This window comes from Gemmatimonadota bacterium (assembly GCA_009835325.1).
Classification (GTDB): domain Bacteria; phylum JAAXHH01; class JAAXHH01; order JAAXHH01; family JAAXHH01; genus JAAXHH01.
Map to the genome: position 1 here is coordinate 30,131 of VXWP01000039.1, position 20,675 is coordinate 50,805.

General features: G+C 63.6%; 16 protein-coding genes. 6 read left to right on the plus strand and 10 right to left on the minus strand.

Going from position 1 to position 20,675, the window contains the following annotated elements; all coding sequences use genetic code 11:
* Nucleotides 1–46: 46 nt before the first annotated feature.
* The 4 genes from F4Z81_04655 to F4Z81_04670 form a co-directional block, all read right to left on the minus strand.
* On the minus strand, nucleotides 47–1,087 hold the full coding sequence (locus F4Z81_04655; GenBank protein MXW04345.1) for a hypothetical protein: 1,041 nt from the start codon (nucleotides 1,085–1,087) through the stop codon (nucleotides 47–49).
* Entirely contained in the window at nucleotides 1,084–1,914 is an 831-nt protein-coding gene (locus F4Z81_04660; GenBank protein ID MXW04346.1) for a hypothetical protein, read from the minus strand. The genes F4Z81_04655 and F4Z81_04660 overlap by 4 nt, the downstream gene beginning before the upstream one ends.
* Before the next feature lie 29 nt (nucleotides 1,915–1,943).
* Entirely contained in the window at nucleotides 1,944–2,912 is a 969-nt protein-coding gene (locus tag F4Z81_04665) for an SMP-30/gluconolactonase/LRE family protein (protein MXW04347.1), read from the minus strand.
* 149 nt (nucleotides 2,913–3,061) lie between these two features.
* Complete coding sequence (locus F4Z81_04670; GenBank protein MXW04348.1) at nucleotides 3,062–3,748, minus strand: 7-carboxy-7-deazaguanine synthase QueE; 687 nt, start codon at nucleotides 3,746–3,748, stop codon at nucleotides 3,062–3,064.
* 177 nt (nucleotides 3,749–3,925) lie between these two features.
* Here F4Z81_04670 and F4Z81_04675 point away from each other — a divergent pair, with 177 nt between their 5' ends.
* Nucleotides 3,926–5,089, plus strand: a complete 1,164-nt coding sequence (locus F4Z81_04675; protein ID MXW04349.1) for a GNAT family N-acetyltransferase — start codon at nucleotides 3,926–3,928, stop codon at nucleotides 5,087–5,089.
* Nucleotides 5,090–5,095: 6 nt separating this feature from the next.
* On the opposite strand, the gene F4Z81_04680 is transcribed toward F4Z81_04675, so the two are convergent.
* The 4 genes from F4Z81_04680 to F4Z81_04695 all read right to left on the minus strand — a co-directional run bounded on the left by F4Z81_04680 (nucleotide 5,096) and on the right by F4Z81_04695 (nucleotide 9,769).
* On the minus strand, nucleotides 5,096–6,979 hold the full coding sequence (locus F4Z81_04680) for a CocE/NonD family hydrolase (GenBank protein MXW04350.1): 1,884 nt from the start codon (nucleotides 6,977–6,979) through the stop codon (nucleotides 5,096–5,098).
* Between the two features lie 75 nt (nucleotides 6,980–7,054).
* Nucleotides 7,055–7,501, minus strand: coding sequence for a J domain-containing protein (locus F4Z81_04685; GenBank protein MXW04351.1), 447 nt, complete (start codon nucleotides 7,499–7,501; stop codon nucleotides 7,055–7,057).
* Between the two features lie 84 nt (nucleotides 7,502–7,585).
* Nucleotides 7,586–8,257 carry an HAD-IA family hydrolase gene (locus F4Z81_04690; GenBank protein ID MXW04352.1) on the minus strand — a complete coding sequence of 224 codons (672 nt, stop codon included), beginning with the start codon at nucleotides 8,255–8,257 and terminating at the stop codon, nucleotides 7,586–7,588.
* A gap of 24 nt (nucleotides 8,258–8,281) precedes the next feature.
* A complete protein-coding gene (locus tag F4Z81_04695; protein ID MXW04353.1) occupies nucleotides 8,282–9,769 on the minus strand; it encodes an IMP dehydrogenase in 1,488 nt (495 codons plus the stop codon).
* Nucleotides 9,770–9,989: 220 nt separating this feature from the next.
* Here F4Z81_04695 and F4Z81_04700 point away from each other — a divergent pair, with 220 nt between their 5' ends.
* The 3 genes from F4Z81_04700 to F4Z81_04710 all read left to right on the plus strand — a co-directional run bounded on the left by F4Z81_04700 (nucleotide 9,990) and on the right by F4Z81_04710 (nucleotide 12,060).
* A complete protein-coding gene (locus F4Z81_04700) occupies nucleotides 9,990–10,931 on the plus strand; it encodes a LysR family transcriptional regulator (GenBank protein ID MXW04354.1) in 942 nt (313 codons plus the stop codon).
* Between the two features lie 158 nt (nucleotides 10,932–11,089).
* Nucleotides 11,090–11,359, plus strand: a complete 270-nt coding sequence (locus F4Z81_04705) for a hypothetical protein (GenBank protein ID MXW04355.1) — start codon at nucleotides 11,090–11,092, stop codon at nucleotides 11,357–11,359.
* A gap of 122 nt (nucleotides 11,360–11,481) precedes the next feature.
* Nucleotides 11,482–12,060, plus strand: a complete 579-nt coding sequence (locus tag F4Z81_04710) for a hypothetical protein (GenBank protein MXW04356.1) — start codon at nucleotides 11,482–11,484, stop codon at nucleotides 12,058–12,060.
* A 24-nt stretch (nucleotides 12,061–12,084) separates the two neighbouring features.
* Here F4Z81_04710 and F4Z81_04715 read toward each other — a convergent pair whose 3' ends face one another.
* Nucleotides 12,085–13,272 carry a phosphoglycerate kinase gene (locus F4Z81_04715; GenBank protein MXW04357.1) on the minus strand — a complete coding sequence of 396 codons (1,188 nt, stop codon included), beginning with the start codon at nucleotides 13,270–13,272 and terminating at the stop codon, nucleotides 12,085–12,087.
* 296 nt (nucleotides 13,273–13,568) lie between these two features.
* Between F4Z81_04715 and gltB the strand changes: the two genes are divergently transcribed.
* Together gltB and F4Z81_04725 are read left to right on the plus strand one after the other, a co-directional pair.
* The gene (gene gltB, locus F4Z81_04720) at nucleotides 13,569–18,215 is read left to right on the plus strand and encodes a glutamate synthase large subunit (protein MXW04358.1); all 4,647 of its coding nucleotides are present in this window, start codon (nucleotides 13,569–13,571) and stop codon (nucleotides 18,213–18,215) included.
* Between the two features lie 14 nt (nucleotides 18,216–18,229).
* Nucleotides 18,230–19,726 (plus strand): glutamate synthase subunit beta, encoded by a 1,497-nt coding sequence (locus F4Z81_04725; GenBank protein ID MXW04359.1) that lies wholly within the window; start codon nucleotides 18,230–18,232, stop codon nucleotides 19,724–19,726.
* Between the two features lie 39 nt (nucleotides 19,727–19,765).
* Here the strand turns inward: F4Z81_04725 and F4Z81_04730 are convergent, their stop codons facing one another.
* On the minus strand, nucleotides 19,766–20,611 hold the full coding sequence (locus F4Z81_04730) for a phytanoyl-CoA dioxygenase family protein (GenBank protein MXW04360.1): 846 nt from the start codon (nucleotides 20,609–20,611) through the stop codon (nucleotides 19,766–19,768).
* Nucleotides 20,612–20,675 lie beyond the last annotated feature (64 nt).

Consider the following 20,675-nt stretch of genomic DNA (forward strand, 5'->3'; position numbering starts at 1 on the left):
TTTCGCTCATGTAAATACTATCACGGTTTGTGCTGAATGTACAAGATTAAACATCCACGGCGGCACGCGGTTCCGAAGTCTGCCCGGCGCGTTTGCGCGCCACGAAATCGTGCAGTTCGCGCCGGGAAAGGACAGACGTGGCCGGTTTCTGCACGATGACGGCCGCCGCGTCGTTGGCGATCACGCCCGCTTCCTCGAGGGGAAGTCCCAGCGCCGCGCCGATGGCGAGTACCGCCCGTACCGTGTCGCCGCAACCGACCTTGTCCACGGGCTGGACCCTATGCCCTGGCGCGTGGAAGAACTCGCCCGACCCCACGCCGCAGAGTCCGTGCGCGCCGAGGGTGACCACCGTGTTCCGGCAGCCCAGCGCGTCGTGCAGGCGCCGGCAATCGGTTTCCAGCCGGTCCATGGAAAACCCGCCGATGAGTGCGGCGGCCTCGGCGGCGTTCGGCGCGATGATGTCCACACCGGAGAAGATCGCCCGGTTGCCCGGCTTGAAATCGACCACGACCGGAATATCGTGGAGGCGGCATTCGCGGATGATCTGGCCGGCGTTCTCCGCGGTAAAGACGCCCTTGTCGTAGTCGCTCAGGACCACCACGTCGGTTTCCGGCAGCGCGCGTAGGACATCCTTCACCAGCGCGTTCGAGATCCTGTCGCTCACCCGGTCGGTGCACTCGGAGTCGCGGCGCAGCAGGTAGTCGTCGTCCAGGTACAGCCGGACCTTGGTCGTGGTGGGCCGGCCGCCGTCCCGGATCAGGCCGTGGCGGATGGATAATCCATCTGCCAGCTCCCTTATCTTGAAGTAATGCTCGTCGTCGCCCGTCACGCCCACGAGGGTGGTGCGCACGTCCAGGGAAGCCAGGTTGGCGGCCACGTTGCCCGCGCCGCCCAGCACCTTGATCGTCTCCTGCGCCTGGTAGGCCCGCTTCCCGGCCTTCTCCGAATCGATGGGCTTGCTGTCCTGCGTCCGGCAGAACTCGTAGACGTCGAGCATGACGTCCCCGACAACGAGGGCGCGCAATTCAGGGATACGATCGATGACCTCGAGCGCACGGTCGGGTTTGCTGTCCGGTCCGCGGTTCATGTGCTTTCCATTCCGACGCTCTTCATCGACGCAATGCGGGCGATGAGGCCGGCCTGGTCGAGGATGGCGTAACCGGCGCGCCGGGCCAGTGCGTGGTCGTCCGGTCCGATGTATCCCCAGGAAGCCAGCATCAGTTCGAGCGGTGGCTCACCGGCGTTGCCGGGCGCGTCGGCGTTACCGGGCTCACCGGCGTTACCGGGCTCACCGGCGTTGAAATGAGCGTCGAGCTCCTCCAGGTTGCCGATGGAATCGTCGACGAACCCGTACCGATCCCGGCCGAACCGCGCCTGGATCGCCTCCATGTTCTCGATCTTGGTGGTCCCGTGATCGCCCGCGTACACGTTTTCCGGCCGGACGGCCAGGCCGAAGTGGTGGCACAGGGTCACGGTGGCCTCCCGGTTCTTGTTGGTCAGGATCACGATCCCTTCGGCGTCCACCCCCTTCAATTCGTCCCAGACCGGCTGGTAGACCGTGTTGAGCGACGGCCACTGGACGGGATCTTGGGCGACAAAACGCTTCCGGGCCGCGAAGAACCGGACCGTGCGCTCCTTCAGGGGAACGTCCGACGATTCGCGGATCGCCCGGTATTCCGCCGGATCCAGCCGGTGATTGCCGGGCAGGCCGGCGTTCTCCACGCACCAGGCCATGAGGTTGATCGCGTCGCCGGCCGGCTGGACGTGGTACCGGTTGGTCACGAAGAGGTCCGCCGTGTTGCCGGGCAGATCGTCCGGAGAAGTGGCCAGCCCGCCCGTGACCGCATTGTAGGCCGTGATCGACATCTCCACGACGGAGTTCAGCAGGACCCCGTCGAAGTCAAAAATGAGCATGGATCCGTTGTCAGGGGATTGTAGTCGCGTCACGGCCGCTGCACCCCCTGGGTTTCGACGTAGAGGGCGTACAGCGATTGGCTGGCGGCCATGAACAGCCGGTTCTTCTTCTCGCCGCCGAAGCACAGGTTGGCGCAGGGCTCGGGCAGGTGGATCATCCCAAGCCGGTCGCCTTCCGGGGAGAAGCAGATCACGCCGTTCGTGTCCGGTCCGCCCCAGCCGGAAGCGGCCCACAGGTTGCCGTCCACGTCGGTCCGGACGCCGTCGGAAGAGGCCGGTTTCATGTCGGTGAATACGCGGGAGCCCGTGGCGCGGGTACCCTCAATGTCCAGTACCCGGATGTGGGCGGGTCCATCGGGATCGTGGGAAGCGCCTGTATCTACAACGTATAGACGTGATTCGTCGGGCGAGAAGCAGAGCCCGTTGGGACGCATGAAGTCGTCGGCGATGACCGTCGCGCCGCCCGTGACCGGGTCCAGCCGATACACCCGGGTGGGTTGTTCGAATTCGGCCCTGTGCCCTTCGTAGTTCATCAGGATGCCGTACCCCGGGTCGGTGAACCAGACCGAGCCGTCGGAGTGCACCACCAGGTCGTTCGGCGCGTTGAGCCGCTTGCCGTCGAACCGGTCGATCAGCACGGTGATCGTCCCGTCGTGTTCCGTGCGCGTCACCCGCCGGGTGTCGTGCTCGCATGAGACCAGCCGCCCCTCGCGGTCCCGCGTGTTGCCGTTGGTGTTGTTGGACGGTTTGCGGAAGACGGTCACCGCGCCGGTCTCTTCGTCCCAGCGCAGCAGGCGGTTGTTGGGGATGTCGCTCCATACCAGGCATCGGGCGTCGCCGATCCATACCGGGCCTTCCGACCACCGCGCCCCGGTGAACAGCCGCTCGATCCCGGCCGTGTGCAGCACGTAGGACTTGAACCGGTCGTCGATCGTTTCGACATTGGGGTCGGGATAGCTCACGAGACCCCGGTCCCAGTCCCTGCCATAGTCGTTCATATCCGCTCCGTGATGAGGCGTGTCGTATCCATTCGATCGGCGTCGACGCAACGGCTCAAGATATGGTGCAGACAGCCCGCGGACAAGCGGGAAATGGGCTGGCGTCTAAGTCGCAGACAGCCCACGGACAAGCGGGAAACAGGCCGGCGTCAGGTTCCGCGGGTGTCTCCGTAGAGGTCGATATGTACTCGCGGGCAGTACCGGAAGCCGCGGGATTTGCAGGCTTCGGCGACCCACGCGCCACGGCTGCTCAGCTCTACGGCCGTACGCCCCTGGGGCATGAGAAGCACCCGGTTCCGGTCCACGTCGTCCAGGTCCGCAATGAGCGATTCGACTTCGTCCAGGTCTTCCTGGCGGTCGACCACGAACTTAAACTGGTAGGGATGGGCCGCCATGAAACGGCAGAGGACGGGTAGGTTGATTCGAAGTTTCTCGTGATTCCGGGCAAATTTGCCGTCCTCTTCAATCCAGGGCGTTGAGTTGGACAACTTGGGGCTGAGGGAGGCCAGGTCGCAGCGCACGTCGGCGTACACAGTGCCGGCCGTCTCGATGGTCACGTGGTATCCCGCGTCGCCGAGTTTTGCGGTCAGTTCGGGCAGATCCTTCATGAGAAGCGGTTCGCCGCCCGTGATCACCGCGTGACGGGTGGGAAAACCGGCGATTTCAGCCATGATTACTCCTACAGAGCGCTCCTCGCCTTCGGGCGACCACGACGTGTACGGCGTGTCGCACCAGCGGCACCGCAGGTTGCATCCCGAGGTACGGATGAAGACCGAGGGTACGCCGGTCAGCAGGCCCTCGCCCTGAATGGAATGAAAGATCTCTGAAATGTACATGGTCTGTATGCGGCTACTGTACGCCGCGTCCTAACGCCGCCCGTGCTTGTACGCCGCCCCGTGCCTGTACACCGCCCGTGCTTGTACGCCGCCCCGTGCTTGACACCCCTTTCTATCGGGAATATATAAAGCGTGGACCGGTTTTCAAAGCATCGTAACAACGACAGGAGCCAGCTGATGGAAGGCCCGAGGGGATTGAAGGCGACGGAGTTCGATTCGCTCTGTACCCTGGTCAACACCGTTTTCCGCGGCGACGGCGTGGGACGCATGGAGGCGCAGTATCCACTGCTCTTTGCGCCGGAGAACTACGATGAACTATTCGTCATAGTCGACGAGGGCGTTGTGGTTTCCCATGTGGGTGCGTTGACGCGGGACATCTCTGTGCTCGGGTGCCGGATGTCCACGATGAGCATCGGCGCGGTGGCGACCTATGAATCACACCGGGGACAGGGACTGGCGACGCAGTTGATGGAGGAGGCGGTCCGGAAGGCCGTCGCACAGGACGCCGTGCTCATGCCCATATCGGGAGGCAGGGGGCTTTACACACGCCTCGGTGCGAAGCGCATCGGGCAGTACGCCCTTTATACCGTTCCCCGGGACATGCTGCCCGCCGGCGATGACCCGGGCATGGGTAAAACGGCCGCGGGCGAAACACAGATCCAACGGGCGGGCCCCGAGGACCTGCACGAAATGACCCGGTTGTACGCGGAGGAGCCCAGCCGATACGTGCGATCGACGGCCGATCTGCGGATGGCGGTCGACGCCGCATGGATCTGCGACCGCGACGGGGAGACCGTGGCGATCCGCGAGGAAGGGCGTCTGATGGCCTACGCGGGCATCCAGAAACGCCGTCCCGACCGGGAAGACGAAGCCCGCAGGGCCAGGCTGGCCGAGATCGCGGGCTCGCGGTCCGCACTGTTGTGCGCGCTGCCCTGCCTGTACGACCGCTACGATGTGGATTACCTCGAAATCGTGACCACGGCGTCAGACCTCGAACTGGCCTCCCTGCTCCGGCCTCACGGCGTAACCGCGGCGCCCCAGGGGTTCACGGGTACGGTGCTCGTCCTTCAACCGGAACGGCTGATGCAGATATTGAAGGATTACATCGCGGATGTGCTCGGCAGGGACGTATTGACGTGGGACGTGTCAGCGGACTCGGTGGTATTTCGATGCGGCGATAAGGACCGTGCCGTCGCCAAAAGCGACCTTGGCGCCCTCGTCTTCGGCGTGGTTTCGCCCGATGAGGATCCCATCGAGACGATTCCGGCTGGCCTGCTCAGGACCGCGCTGGAAAGCGTATTCCCCGTCCAGCTACCATGGTACGGGTTCAATTTCGTCTGACGGCGATCACTCCAGCAACTTCATCTTCAGGTGTGAAGGCGCGCTCCGCGAGAAGTACACCCGGTGCGTGGCCGCCTGGTAGTCCTCTTCCTTTGCGTCATAGATACTCGGCACCCAGGTCTGGGGATTGCGGTCCACCATGGGGAACCAGCTGCTCTGCACCTGCACCATCATGCGGTGCCCCGCCTTGAAGGTGTGGGCGACGTCCTGCATATCGAATTCGATTCGCGTGAGGCTGCCCGGCCGCATGGGCTCGGGATGGGTGAAACTGTTCCGGTACCGGCCCCGCATGACCTCGCCCCGCACCATGAGCTGGAACCCGCCCATCTTGACATTCATGGGGTTCTCGCCCGCGTAGCTCGCCGTATCGGGATACACGTCGATCAGCTTGACGATGAAATCGGCGTCCTCCCCCGTCGTGGTCACGTACAGGTTGGCGAACAGATCGCCCGCCACGGTGACGTCCTCCCCCAGCACATCGGACTCGAAGACCAGCACGTCGGTCCGTGTTGCCGCGAACCGCTGGTCCTGGATGAGGTACCGGTCGTCCCGGTTGATGACGACCTGTGAGGTGTGGGGCACGGGTTTCGCGGGATCGCTGACGTACTCGGCGTAGTCATCCGCGCCCACCGGCCGGTCGAAGGACAGGCCGCCACCGGGCGCCAGGTACAGGTTCGCATCGCGTGCTTCCCCGGGCGGCCAGTGGTCGAAGGCGTGCCACCGGTTCGAACCCGTGACGAAGATGCTGGCTTCAGGCAGCTGCGGTTCGGGACCGTCCTTCAGGTAGTGGTTGAAGAAGGGCAGTTCGATGGCCTCCCGGTAATGCGCCGCCGTGGGCTGTTCGAAATAGATGTCCTGGTAACGCAGGCCGCTGCCCCGCGCCCACCCGCCGTGCCACCACGGTCCCATGACGAGGTGGTTCACGATGCCCGGGTTGTTGTTCTCCACGGCGGCGTACGTCTTCAGCGGGCCGTACAGATCCTGGGCGTCGAAGAACCCGCCCACCACGAGCACCGCCGGCTTCACGTCTTTCAGGTGGGGCAGCGGCGTGCGGGCCTGCCAGAATTCGTCGTAGTCCGGATGCTCCATCATGGCGTTCCAGATCTTGTTCTCCCCGTGCAGGTATTTCTCGTTGATGTTCGACAGCGGACCGAGATCGAGGTACCACTGGTAGCCGTCCGGCGTGCCGTAATCGCGGAATCCCGAGGCCCGCCGGGTCGTGGGCGCGGGGCGCGGCGAGCCGTAGAAGGACAGGAAACTGAAGCTGGCCTGCAGCTGGAACGCGCCGTTGTGGTGGCGGTCGTCGCCGATCCACCAGTCGGTCACCGGGGCCTGGGGCGAAACGATCTTCACGGCGGGATGGGCGTCGATCAGGGCGTGGGTGGCGTAGAACCCCGGCGCCGATATGCCCCATACGCCCACGCGGCCGTTGTGATTGGGCACGTTTTCAAGCAGCCAGGAGACCGTATCGTAGGTATCGGTGCTCTCGTCGATGTCGGCGTCCGACGTCTTGTCCGGGTTATGAGGGCGCACGGCCTCGAATTCCCCTTCCGACATCATGCGGCCGCGCACGTCCTGGTAGACGATGATGTACCCGTCGCGGGCGAACAGCATGGACGGGCCGATCCGCGTCCTGTACGCCGCCCCGTAGGGCGCCACGCTGTAGGGCGTGCGCTGCAGCAGGATGGGATAGGTCCGTGCATCGTCCTTCGGCACGTAGATGGAAGTGAACAGCCTCGCCCCGTCGCGCATCGGCACGTAGCGCTCCATCTTGTCATAGTGCTCCACGATGTACCGCGCGTCGGCGTTGGACTGGCCGAGGACCGTTGCGGGCAGAAGGAGAAGGATCAGCATCCCGAAGAGTAAGACGGGACAGGGTACGGTTTTCATGAGGAGAACTCCTGCAGGAATCATGAAATCAGTTAAACTGGGACACCGGGAATATGGACGGTTTCCGCGGGAAGATCAAGGACGGCCCTTGTCCGTCAGCCGCTCGTAGGCGTCCACAACCTCGATGAAGGCGTCGTGGTCGCCGCCGTGGTCGGGGTGGTGGACCTGGGCCAGTTCCCGGTACCGCCGCTTGATGTCCTGGAAAGTCGCGTCGGGCGGCAGGCCGAGGAGGGAGAGCAGGCCCGGATCGTAGGCGTCGGCCATGGACAGGCCGTGTTCCTTGAAATACTGGAAGTAAACGCGGTAGAAGAAGCCCTCGTAGACCTTCTTGATCTCCTCGTGATCCATATTCGCCAGCCGGTTCAGGGGATAGGCGACCCGGCCATCGTCCGCGGTCCGCGTGGAGAAGAAGGCATCCCAGACCAGCGCCTGGTGTTCCTCCCGAGGGCGGGTCCTGAACCGGATGCGGCACTCGGTCTGCTTGAGCTGACGCAGCTTGCGTTTCAGCTGGGGAATGGTCATGGCGTGGTCCGGGAATGAACGCTGCGACAGGCGCGAAGTTGGACGCAATGTTGGACTGGTCGCGGCCGGTCAGCCCCGCACGGGCTAATTCAACATGGACGGCAGGCTTTCGATCGACTCCGCCCGGGGCAGGGGATGATCCCAGGGCCATGCCACTTCCTGCCGCAGATACCAGGCCGCCTGGATCGCCATCATACCGGCGGCTGCCGCGCCGCGCAGTTCGTCAAAGCCACCATCTCCGACGAAATACGCATCGGACGGCCGGACACCCATGCGCGCGCAGGCGAGATCGTAGATCTTCCGGTCCGGCTTCATCAATCCGACTTCACAGGAAAAAACGACTTCGTCCACGTGATCCCGAAGCGGACAGGCGTTCCATGCCAGCGCTTCCCAGGGCATGGCGTTGCTGATGATCCCGATACCGAGCCCCTGGGTCCTGACTTCGCCCAGCATCTCCAACACTCCGGGATCCACTTCGGATATGACTCGGCTCTTCCACTGTTCGTACTCCCGGGCGATTTCGCCAAGTTTCCGGTCCGAGACCGGCGAGCCGACTTCATCCCGCATGTGCAGGAACTTGGCGAGGCAGTTCGAAAACTCGCCAGTCATCACACGCTCGCCGAAATCCTCCCACCACTGCACCACCCGGTCCCGCGTGGTGCGCAGTTTCACGTAGTTCGGGGATCTCGACTGGAAAGCGCTTTTTGTCTTCTCGGTGATCAGCGTTTCGAATAAATCGAAGAAAACGACTTTCATCGCACCTCGTTTTCAGGTGATCTATCAGGTGATCCCGAACTCCTGTATGGACTGGATGGCGGACATGTCGTGCACGCCGCTGTCGTCGAGGGACACGTTGGACTGCAGTTCCAGGACGGCGTCCCGGTGCAGCGCCTCGATGGTGGCGCATCCCGCCGTGGCCATGCCCGACTTGAGCATCTGCATGACGATGGGCAGCTTGTCGTAGACCGACCCCGCGTGGGGCACCTGGCCCACGATGCCTTCCTCGAAAAAGGTGCTGGCGAGCTGCGCGTAGCGCCGGTTGTTGAAGGCCTTCCGGCTGCCTTCCATCCAGTATTCCTTGACCAGGTCTCCGGCCGCGTTGCGGACCAGTTCGCCGTGGCTCTCGGTGAACCGCGCCAGTAGATTGCCCATCATGAGCGTGTCGGCGCCCAGTGACAGCGCGACGAGCATGTCCGCGGGACCCTGGATGCTGCCGTCCGCCACGAGGGGCAGATAGTCGCCCGAGTTCTCTGCCCACGCGTCGCGGGCCGCGGCGACTTCCTGGATGGAGGTGGCCTGGCCGCGGCCGGTGGCCTTCACCATCTGCGTCGTGCAGCCCGAAGCGATGCCCATGCCGATCTTGACGGCGTCCGCGCCGCTGGCGGCCAGGTAGTCGAACCCCTCCCGCGTCACCACGTTCCCGGCGATCACCGGGATGTCGTAGTGGGACTTGATCCACTTCAGGGTCTCGCCCTGGTACTCGGTATGGCCGTCGGAGGCGTCGATGACGATCACGTCGACCTGGTGCTCGACCAGTGCCTCCACCCGTTCCCGGTCCTCGGGATGGGTCGATACGGCGGCGCCGACCACGAGGCGCTTCTGGGCGTCTTCCGTGGAATGGGGATGGCGGATATGCTTGTCGAGGTCCCGCTTGAACACCACCGACACCAGCGTCCCTTCGGAAGAAACCATGGGCAGAAACCCGCGGCCGTACTCGATCATCCGCGTGTTCGCCGTCTTCAGGTCGTCCTCCTCGGCGCCGGTCTGCACGTCGGTCTTCATGCGGTCGCCCACCCGGAGACCATGATCGTACCGCTCGTCGAAGTCCTTGTCCGTGATCACGCCCACCAGCTTGCCGTGGAAGACGCCGGTATCCGTCACCGGGAAGGTGTGGTAGCCGGTATCGTTCATGATGCCGATCACCTCACCGATGGACTGTTCCGGCGAAAGCGTGACGATATCGGTCTGGAACCCGGCCTTGAACCGCTTCACCGCGTCGATCTTTCCGCACTGTTCCTCGATGGTCTGGCTCACGGCGAACACGCCCATGCCGCCCAGCTGGGCCATGGCGATGGCCATCTCCACGCTGGTGACCGCCTGCATGGCCGCGCTGAGGAAAGGCGTGCGCAGCGCCAGGTAGCCGTCCCCCTGCCGGCAGAGGCGCGTCTCCAGGGACGCGAGCTGGGCGTTCGCGTCGGCCTGCGTCAGGCGTGGCAGAAGGCGGTATTCCTTGAGACTGTGAGAAACGGTAGAGGCTATGTGCGCCATTTATGCCCTCCGAGGGAAACCGTTTGAGGATCCATTTCCCCGTTCGGAATCCCGGTACGGTGATCCGAGGTTGTGCCGGTCCGTTTTCGCGTCAATCGACGGCTCGAGATTCGAGTCTACCAATATACATCATCCCGCCGATTTTGCCTTGACATAATACCGGCTCAGATATATTAGTCAAATTAATAATTTAAATACGCGCTATTACGTGGACAAATAAATGAACCTGTCGTACGATCAAGCCGTCGCCTTTCATGCCGTGGCACGTCACGGAAGCTTTTCTCTGGCGGCAAAAGCCCTCTTCCGGTCCCAGTCCGCCGTGAGCATCCAGGTGGCCAAGCTCGAGGGCGAAATCGGCCAGCCGCTCTTCCACCGGACGACCCGGCATCTCGCCCTCACCGAGGCCGGCAAGGTGCTGCTCAAGTACGTGAGCGAGATGGAAGGGCTGATGAAAGAGGCCGTGCAGGAACTGGAAGACCTGGACCGGCTCGAGGCCGGCCGTCTCGTGCTCTGCACGTCCGACACCACGGGTTGCTACCGCCTGCCGGCCATCCTCAAATCCTTCCAGGACCGCTATCCCGGCATCGACATTGTCGTGAAGAACGCCACGTCGCTGCGGACCATCCAGGCCGTGGTGGACGGCGAGGTGGATCTCGGCGTGGTCACGCTGGCCTACCTGCCCCGGGAGATCGAGGCGATCCCGCTGTTCTCCCGCCACGACGTGCTGATCACGCCGCCGGACCATCCCCTGGCGAAGCGTCGGACGGTGCATCTCAAGGACATGGAGCAGTATCCGCTGATCCTGCTCGACCAGCACTGCGCCTCGCGGCGGCTGATCGACGATCTGTGCGAGAAATCGCGGGTACAGCTCGACGTCGCCATGGAGCTCAGTTCCATAGAGGTCATCAAGCACTTCGTGCGTATCGAGGCGGGCCTGTCCATCGTCCCCTCCATCGCCATCCAGGAGGAACTGGAAAACGGCACGCTCGCACAGGTCACGATCGGAGACTTCCGAAACCGTCCCCGCCAGAAAATGGGGGCGATCTACCTCAAGGGGCGGTACCTTTCCAGGGCAGCCCGCAGTTTCCTGGAGGCCCTGCAGACGTACTTCCGGCCGGGGCGCAGGAAGATCGCGGAGGGCCGGGGCAAGCCGGCGGCCTGATCGGGGCCGAAGAGGGGAACTACCCCCGGCGTTTCGGCGTCTAACCGTAGTGAACGCAGTGGTGGTTTTCAGGCACGAAGTCGGCCGTGCGGAATCAACCACGTTTTGGAATCTAGCAAGGACGGCAAGCGGACGCATCGCGGGAGGGTCGTGCTACTTTGATTCCGTTCACGGCGAATGATCTGTTGTCGCTGATTCAGCCACACTTGGCCCCTCTGCTCGCTATTTGCGGAATTCTGGTCATCTGCTACGGACTCTACCGCCTGGCACGCTCCCCACGCCGTGGCGGCGGCAGTGCGACCATATTTTTCGTGGGTACGACCGACGCACTGAGGAACATGGACCAGCGCACGGCGGCTGAGATCATCGTTCGTCAACAGACCGGCGACCGTTTGAAGGAAGAAGAAAGAGGCGGGGCGGGAAAGTAGATGGAACCGGATGGCGGCGGAAGAATGATTCAACCCGAAGCGTCCGTTCCGCCTTGTAGGTGCATAAGGTTGAGCGTATATTCGATATAGGTTTACTGGAAGTCACATTCTGGAGGTGCGATATGTCTCATCCCGGCACCCAACGCGTCACCGTCATTGTAATCATGGCGACCTTCGTTCTGCTTACCGCAGTCGGATGCGCCGCCCGCAGACCGGCACTCGTGGAATCCAAGGATCTGGTGGCGGTATCGGTCATGCCGGCCGGTCCCAAGAACTGGTTGTACACCGTCGAGACGAAAAACGCCGAGTTCCTTACGAGCGTGGAGTTCATCTCCCCGGACCTGGAAGGATGCAAGGTGCTCGCACTGCCCGAGGAGATCAAAATCACCCAGCAGGTGACGCCCGATGGCATCAAGGTAGACCTGTGGGGAAGCATCTATGGCGAATGGTACACTCAGTTCCGCAGCCTGCAGCTGGTGCTGACCAGTGACAGACCCAGGAGTCGGGGTGAGATTGATATGCGCGTTACCGACTTTCGTGGCAACACCACGACGATCGAATCCATCGCGGGGCCAGTCGCCGCCAGGATAGGCACGCCGCGATACGCCTGGCAACGTGCCTGGCGGTCTTACGAGGTTATGCCCCAGCATTTCGGCCGGTTTCCGGATAACCTGGTGGGCATCAGTTTTATAGGGAATTGATGCTTGCCGTCGGTGACGGGAGTATCATCCCACTTCCAGCACGCTAACCCCCGGAAGCACCTTGCCTTCCAGCAGTTCAAGCGAAGCACCGCCACCGGTTGATACGTGGCTCATGTGCCCGGCGAGACCGAGTGTGTTGACGGCCGCCGCCGTATCACCGCCGCCGATGATGGACACGGCTCCCCGGGCGGTTGCCTCCGCGATGGATTGAGCGACCTCCCGTGTGCCACTAGCGAACACCTCGATCTCGAAGACCCCCATGGGGCCGTTCCACAGGATGGTACCCGCTTCGCCAATGACCTCGGCAAACTGACGCCGCGTGTCCGGTCCGATATCGAGGGCCATAGATCCATCGGGGATATGGTCTACATGAAATGCTGTCTCACCGGAGTCGATTGAGTCGGCGACAACATGGTCGGCGGGCAGCAGGATCGGTTTGCCCAGGTCGGCGGATCGGTCCAGGATCTCGGCCGCGAAACCCAGTCGATCTTCCTCCAGCAGGCTCTTTCCAATGTCCTCGTTCCGGCTTGCGAGAAAGGTATAGGCCATGCCGCCCCCGATGATCAAGGCGTCGGCGATTTCGATGAACCGGCGTGTCGCTTCGATCTTGTCCGACACCTTTGCGCCACCGAGTACAACGATCAGCTTCCCTTTCGGGTTTTCGATCGCTACCGAGAGATAGTCCAGTTCCATCTGCATGAGGAATCCGGCCGCGCGTTCAGGCAGCAGTCGCGCAACGCTCTCGGTGGACGTGTGGGCGCGGTGGGCCGTTCCGAAGGCGTCGTTCACGTAGATCTCTCCCAGCCCAGCCAGTTCGCGTGCGAAGTCCGGATCGTTCCGGGTCTCCCCGCCATTAAACCGGACGTTCTCCAGCAGGAGGCATTCGCCGTTCTCCAAGTCTGCTGCTGCGCGCTCAGCCGCCGGTCCAACCGTCTCCCGCACGTAGCCTATCTGCTGACCCAGGAGTTCGGATAAACGTTCCGCCACCGGCCGTACCCGCAGGTGCTCCGTGACCCCCTTTGGCCGTCCGAGATGGGTCATCAGGATGGCCCGGCCACCTTGGTCCAGGATATGCCGCAGCGTGGGGAGCGACGCCCGGATGCGCGTGTCGTCGGTGATGTTGCCCGCCTGGTCGAGCGGCACGTTGTAGTCCACGCGTACAAGAACGCGCCGGCCACGCAGTTCAAGGTTGGTGAGGGGTCGGACGTTCATGGACAGAATCCATCAAAGACTTTGCTGGACAGGCGATAACGAGAGGTGGTAGAGTGAATGCTCACGGTCATTTTCTCGGTGAAACAGCGTATTTTCTACTTTACTTAGTTGATCGCACAGGTTATAATCAGGGTTTCAACCGGATTTTGGTACAAGTGCGAATAACGGACTATCCTCTCTTTTTCCTCCTTCAAGAAACCGTGTCTGTTATTGCGAATCAACGGTATTCCAGTACTCCGGTTTGAATTGAGAAACTGGAAATCGCGTTCCCGTATTCGATTTTCGCAACCGAAAGGATGCGAATGAGGGGCGATCCTTATATGAAAAAACCCCGGGGTCTCTACGATCCGGCCTATGAGCACGACGCGTGCGGCGTAGGTGTCGTGGCGAATCTGAGCGGCGAGAAGTCGTACGCCATCATACGCAACGCCATCCGGGTGCTGGTCAACCTGGAGCATCGCGGCGCCTGCGGATGCGATCCCCACACCGGTGACGGCGCGGGCCTGCTGTTCCAGCTTCCCCACGACTTCTTCAAGCGGCAATGCAGGCTATCCGGCATTTCGCTGCCGGAAGCGGGCCAGTACGCCGTCGGCATGGTTTTCCTTCCCAGGGGCGCCGAACACCGTCGGTGGTGCGAGCGGGCGATCGAGAAGACCGTCTGGGAGGAAGAGCAGGTGTTCCTTGGATGGCGCGACGTGCCGGTGGATTTCAGTCAGGCCGGGGAACTGGCGACCCAGGTGTCCCCGCTGATCCGGCAGTTCTTCATCGGTAGCGGCGAGCAGGTATCCGACCAGGACCGCTTCGAGCGCAAGCTTTACGTCATCCGAAAAGTCATCGAAAACGCCGTCGACGCGAAGCTGCCCGAGGACAACCGCGACGACTTCTACATCGCCAGCCTGTCCAGCAAGACCATCGTCTACAAGGGACTGCTTCGGGCCGACCAGCTGGACTCCTTCTACCGCGACCTGTCCGACGAGTCCATCGTCACGTCCCTGGCGCTGGTGCATTCCAGGTACAGCACGAACACGCTGGGGTCGTGGCGCCTCGCCCATCCCTACCGGCTGCTCTGCCACAACGGCGAAATCAACACGATCCGGGGGAACCAGAACTGGATGCGCGCCCGGGAAGCGCTCTTCGCATCCCCGCTGTTCGGCGACGACATGGCCAAGCTGAGCCCGATCATCCGCGAAGGCGCCAGCGACACGGCCGGGTTCGACAACGCGCTGGAACTGCTGGTCTCCACGGGACGGTCGCTGCCCCACGCCCTCATGATGATGATACCGGAAGCCTGGGAGAATCATGAGTCCATGTCGGACGAGAAGAAGGCCTTCTACGAATACCACGCCTGCCTCATGGAACCGTGGGACGGCCCCGCCCTCATCGCGGCGTGCGACGGGGACCGCATCTGCACGACCCTGGACCGCAACGGACTGCGGCCCTTCCGGTACGTGGTGACGAAGGATGATTTCGTCGTCGGCGCGTCCGAAGCCGGCGTGCTGGATATCCCGCCCGAACGGATCCTCACGCGGGGTCGGCTGCAGCCCGGACGCCTGTTCCTGATCGACACGATCCGCGGCCGTATCGTCACCGACAACGAGATCAAGCACGAGATCAGTTCGCGCAAGCCCTACCGCGCCTGGCTGGACGAGCACATGGCGAGTCTGAACGACCTGCCGGAGCCGGACGACGTGCCCGGGCTCGACCTGGCGACGCTGGAAGAACGGCAGCGGGCCTTCGGATACACCAGTGAGGAGCTCAAGATCCTCATCGGCCCCATGGCGGCTCATGGGTACGAGCCCGTGGGGTCCATGGGAAACGACGCGCCGATCGCCGTCCTGTCCAACAAGCCGCAACTGCTTTTCCACTACTTCAAGCAGCTGTTTGCCCAGGTCACGAATCCTCCCCTGGACGCCATCCGCGAAGAGCTGGTCACGTCCGTGGACACCTCGATCGGGCCCGAGCAGGACCTCTTCGCCGAAACGCCCGATCACTGCCGGCAACTCCGGATCCCCCGCCCCGTGCTGTCCAACGGGGAACTCGCTCGCATCCGGGCGCTCGACCTTCCCGGGCTGAAATCGGAGACGCTTCCTGCGGTGTTCCGGCGGTCGACAGGCACCCTCGAGGAGGCCGTGGACGAGCTTTGCCGCGAGGCGGGCCGGGCTATCCGGGAACGGGGCGCGACGCTGCTCATCCTGTCGGACCGGAAAGTCGGGCCGGACTGGATCCAGATCCCGAGCCTGATCGCCACCGCCGCCGTGCACCATTATCTCATACGGGAAGGACTGCGGACCAGCGCGGCCATCGTCGTGGAATCGGGCGAGCCGCGGGAGGTCATGCACTTCTGCCTGCTCATCGGTTACGGGGCCAATGCCATCAATCCCTACCTGACCCTCGAAACGGTCGAATGGATGAGCATCGACGGCCTGATCGAACCGCCGGCCAGCGCGGCCAGCGCGGTCAGCCCGGCAGGTGCGGCCGGCGCGGACAAGGCGCGGGAGAACCTGATCAATGCCCTGTGCAAGGGCGTCCTGAAGACCATGTCCAAGATGGGCATCTCCACTATCAAGTCCTATCACGGCGCGCAGATCTTCGAGGCCATCGGCCTGAAGCAGTCGGTCATCGACAAGTACTTCACGTGGACCGCGTCCCGCATCGAGGGCATCGGGCTGCCCGAGATCGAAGCCGAATACCGCCAGCATCACCACCACGGCTATCCCGAACGTCCCGTGGCGAACGGCCATACCCTGGACGTGGGGGGCTACTACCAGTGGCGGAGCGACGGCGAGCACCACCTTTTCAACCCCCAGACCATCGCGCTACTGCAGACGTCGACGCGCACCGGCGACTATGAACTCTTCCGCCAGTACACGGACCAGATCGACGACCAGACGCGCCTGCTGGGCACGCTGCGCGGCCTGTTCGACTACAAGCAGGCGCAGCCTCCGGTGCCCATCGAGGAGGTGGAGCCGGCCTCGGAGATCGTCAAGCGCTTCTCCACCGGCGCCATGTCCTACGGCTCCATCAGCAAGGAGGCCCACGAGACGCTGGCCATCGCCATGAACCGCATCGGCGGCCGGAGCAATTCGGGCGAGGGGGGCGAGGACCCCGACCGCTACTATCCCGACGAGAACGGCGACTGGCGGAACAGCGCCATCAAGCAGGTGGCCTCGGGCCGGTTCGGGGTAACGAGCAACTACCTGGTCAACGCCACGGACCTGCAAATCAAGATGGCCCAGGGCGCGAAGCCCGGGGAAGGCGGCCAGCTGCCGGGCCACAAGGTCTTCGAAGAGATCGCGCGCGTGCGCAAGTCGACCCCCGGTGTGGGGCTCATCTCGCCGCCGCCCCATCACGACATCTACTCCATCGAGGACCTGGCCCAGCTGATCCACGACCTGAAGAGCGCCAACGACCGGGCCCGCATCCACGTCAAGCTCGTGGCCGAGGTGGGCGTGGGCACCGTGGCGGCCGGCGTGTCCAAGGGCAAGGCCGACGTGGTCCTCATCAGCGGGTACGACGGCGGCACCGGCGCCTCGCCGGAATCGTCCATGAAGCACGCGGGCGTGCCCTGGGAACTGGGCGTGGCCGAGACCCAGCAGGTCCTGGTCCAGAACGACCTGCGCGGCCGCATCGTGGTGCAGACCGACGGCCAGCTCAAGACGGGCCGCGACGTGGTCATCGCCTGCATGCTGGGCGCCGAGGAGTTCGGCTTCGCCACGGCCGCCCTGGTGGTGAGCGGCTGCATCATGCTTCGCAAGTGCCACCTGAACACCTGCTCCGTGGGTGTGGCCACCCAGGACGAGGAACTGCGCAAGCGCTTCACGGGCAAGCCCGAGCACGTCATCAACTTCATGATGTTCATCGCCGAGCAGATGCGCGAGCAGATGGCCCAGTTGGGCTTCCGGACGGTGAACGAGATGGTTGGACGCACCGACTGCCTCGACACGCGCGAGGCCATCGACCACTGGAAGGCGAAGGGCCTGGACTTCACCCGGATGCTCGCGCCCGTCGAAGCGCCCGACCGCGTGGCCCGCTACTGCTGCCAGAGCCAGGACCACGGCCTGGAGAAGAAGCTCGACCAGCGGCTTATCGAAATGTCGACCGAGGCCTTGGAGGACCGCCAGCCGGTCGTGCTGCGGCACGCGATACACAACATCGACCGGACGGCCGGCGCCATGCTCAGCGCGGAGGTGTCGCGGCGGCACGGCGAGAAGGGCCTTCCTGAAAACACGATCCGGGCCAGGCTGCACGGGTCGGCCGGCCAGAGTTTCGGCGCCTTCCTGGCACCAGGCATCACCTTCCTCCTGGAAGGCGAATCCAACGACTACACGGGCAAGGGACTGTCCGGCGGCACCATGGCCGTTTTCCCGCCCGAAAACGCGAGTTTCGTGCCCACCGAGAACGTGATCATCGGCAACGTGGCCCTCTACGGCGCAACCGGGGGGCAGGCCTACTTCCGCGGCCGGGCCGGGGAACGGTTCGGCGTGCGGAACAGCGGTGCCGAAACCGTGGTCGAAGGTGTCGGGGATCACGGCTGCGAGTACATGACCGGCGGCCGCGTGGTCGTCATCGGTCCGGTGGGCCGCAACTTCGCCGCGGGCATGAGCGGCGGCGTGGCCTACGTCCTCGACGAGAAAGGCGTCTTCCCCGGATTGTGCAACCAGGAGATGGTGGACCTGGAACCGCTGATCGAGGAAGCGGACGTCGCCGAGGTGCGGCGGCTGATCGAAGCGCACGTGCGGTATACCGGAAGCGACCGGGGCGAGGACGTGCTGGCCCGGTGGTCCGAACTCCGGGACGCCTTCGTCAAGGTCATGCCCGTCGACTATCGCCGCGCACTCAAGGAAATGGCGGAACGGGCGGCGGAAGAGGCCAAGACCAACGGACATCCCGCCGAGACGGTGCCCGAAGTGGTTCCCGTGGGCGTCAACGGTGGCAAGGGATAGCCTTTAATAGACTTATGGGTAAAACAACCGGCTTCATGGAGTACGAACGGGGGACGGCAGGATATCGTGACCCCGTCGAACGCGTCGGCGACTGGGAAGAGTTCGTCCTGCCCATGGCGGAAGATTCGCTGCAAGAGCAGGGCGCTCGCTGCATGGACTGCGGCATCCCTTTCTGCCACACCGGGGTTCCGATGGGCAAGGGACCCGGCGCGTCGGGCTGCCCCCTGAACAACCTCATTCCCGACTGGAACGACCTGGTCTACCGGAACCACTGGAAGGAAGCCCTCCAGCAGCTGCACAAGACCAACAATTTCCCCGAGTTCACCGGGCGGGTCTGCCCCGCGCCCTGCGAGGGTTCCTGCGTCTTAGGCATCAACGCCGATCCGGTCACCATCAAGAGCATCGAGTGCGCCATCGTCGACCGAGGTTTTGAGGAAGGCTGGATCCAGCCCGAGCCGCCGCCGAAGCGGACCGGCAGGAAAGTGGCCGTCATCGGATCCGGGCCCGCCGGCCTGGCCTGCGCCGCCCAGCTCAACCGCGCCGGCCACAGCGTGACGGTCTACGAACGGGCCGACCGGCCGGGCGGACTGCTCATGTACGGCATCCCGAATATGAAGCTCGACAAACAGAAGGTCGTCCAGCGTCGCCTTGACCAGATGACGGCCGAGGGCGTCGAGTTCGTGACCGGCGTCGAGATCGGCAGGGACGTGCCCGCGGCGGACCTGCACAGTGAAAACGACGCCGTGGTGATCTGCACCGGCGCCACCAAACCCAACGACTTCGTGCGCAACGCGCCGGGCCGCGGCCTGGACGGCGTCCATTTCGCCATGGACTTCCTGCACGCGAACACGAAGAGTCTGCTCGACTCCCGTCACGATGACGGGAACTACATCTCGGCGAAGGACATGCACGTGATCGTGCTGGGCGGCGGCGATACGGGGACGGACTGCGTGGGAACGGCTATCCGCCACGGCTGCAGGACGATGAACCAGTTCGACGTGATCCCCAAACCGCCTCCCGAACGCGCGCCGAGCAACCCCTGGCCCCAGTGGCCGGTGGTCTACAAGCTCGACTACGGCCAGGAAGAAGGCAAGGCCCTCTTCGGCGACGACCCCCGTCGCTACGACACCAGCACCGTCGAGTTCATCGACGACGGCCAGGGCCGGGTCAAGGCCCTCCGCACCATCGACCTCGACTGGTCGGTCCCGAGCAATGGGGCGCCCTTCAGTCCGAAGAAGGGCACGGAGCAGGAGTGGCCCGCCGACCTCGTCCTCCTGGCGATGGGCTTCTCCGGTCCCGAAGATCCGGTGATCGAGCAGCTCGAAGTGGAACGGGACGGCCGGTCAAACGCCCAGGCCGAATACGGGAAGTACGCCACGAGTGTGGATAATGTCTTCGCGGCCGGCGACGCCCGTCGCGGCCAGAGCCTTGTAGTCTGGGCCATCCACGAAGGCCGGGGCGCCGCCCGGGAAGTGGACCGCTACCTCATGGGGAGCACGGACCTGCCGTAGGCCGTGCTGCAGTAAGCGGCCCTGTCGTAGGTCCTTCAGTCACGCCGACTTCCTCGACCTCTCCTGCAGATCGTACAGCGACGCGACCTCGTCTTCATAGCGCGGAATGGGGAAATCCGTCATGGTGAAGCGGGCCTGTGAAGCCCGTTCGCCGCGGACCAGCCGGCTGTGCGCCTCGACCTTGTCCGACATGACTCCGCAGTGGATGGGGAAGGCGTCGGCCGCGCGGTAGCTCAAGATGAGCGTCTTACGCGGCCGGTCCGACGAGTTGATGGCCGAAGCGTGGGGCGTCATGGCGCTCATGAAGATCGCCGTGCCCCCGGTGCCTTCCAGTAGCACGGCCTCGGAATCGTCTACGTCCTCCGTGACCTTGCCCCGGAAGAACCCCTCGGTGCTGTGGCTCATCAGTGCTTCCGTGTGGCGCCGGGGAATGACCTTCAGACAGCCGTTCTCCTCGGAGGTGTCGTCGAGGTAGAATAGGATGGACACCGAATCCCGGTTGGTCAGGGGGTAGTAGGACAGGTCCTGGTGCCACTCCACGATGGACCCGATGTTCTGCGGCTTCATGTTGATCTTGCTGTAGTGGAAGAGCAGGTTCGGACCGAAGAGTTGCTCGACGCAGTCCAGCAGAGCGGTCGACTCCGAGAAATCGCGGAAGGGCTGATAGAAAGTGCACGGTTCGTAGATGCGCCGCACCAGCGTGCCGTCCGGTTCCTGGTCCGGTTCCATTTCCATGCGCGCGGCGTCGTGATCCGCCTTCGTGTTTCCATCCGATACACGGTCTATTTCTGACTTCAGGGCCGCGAGATTGTCCCCGGAAATGAAATCCGGGTAGACGACGTATCCCTCGCGGTTGTAATGATCGATTTGATCCGGGGTGAACATGCGTGCCTCCGGGGACGATTACGTGGGGTTTTGGCTATTCGATTATGGGGAGGAAGGTAGGCGG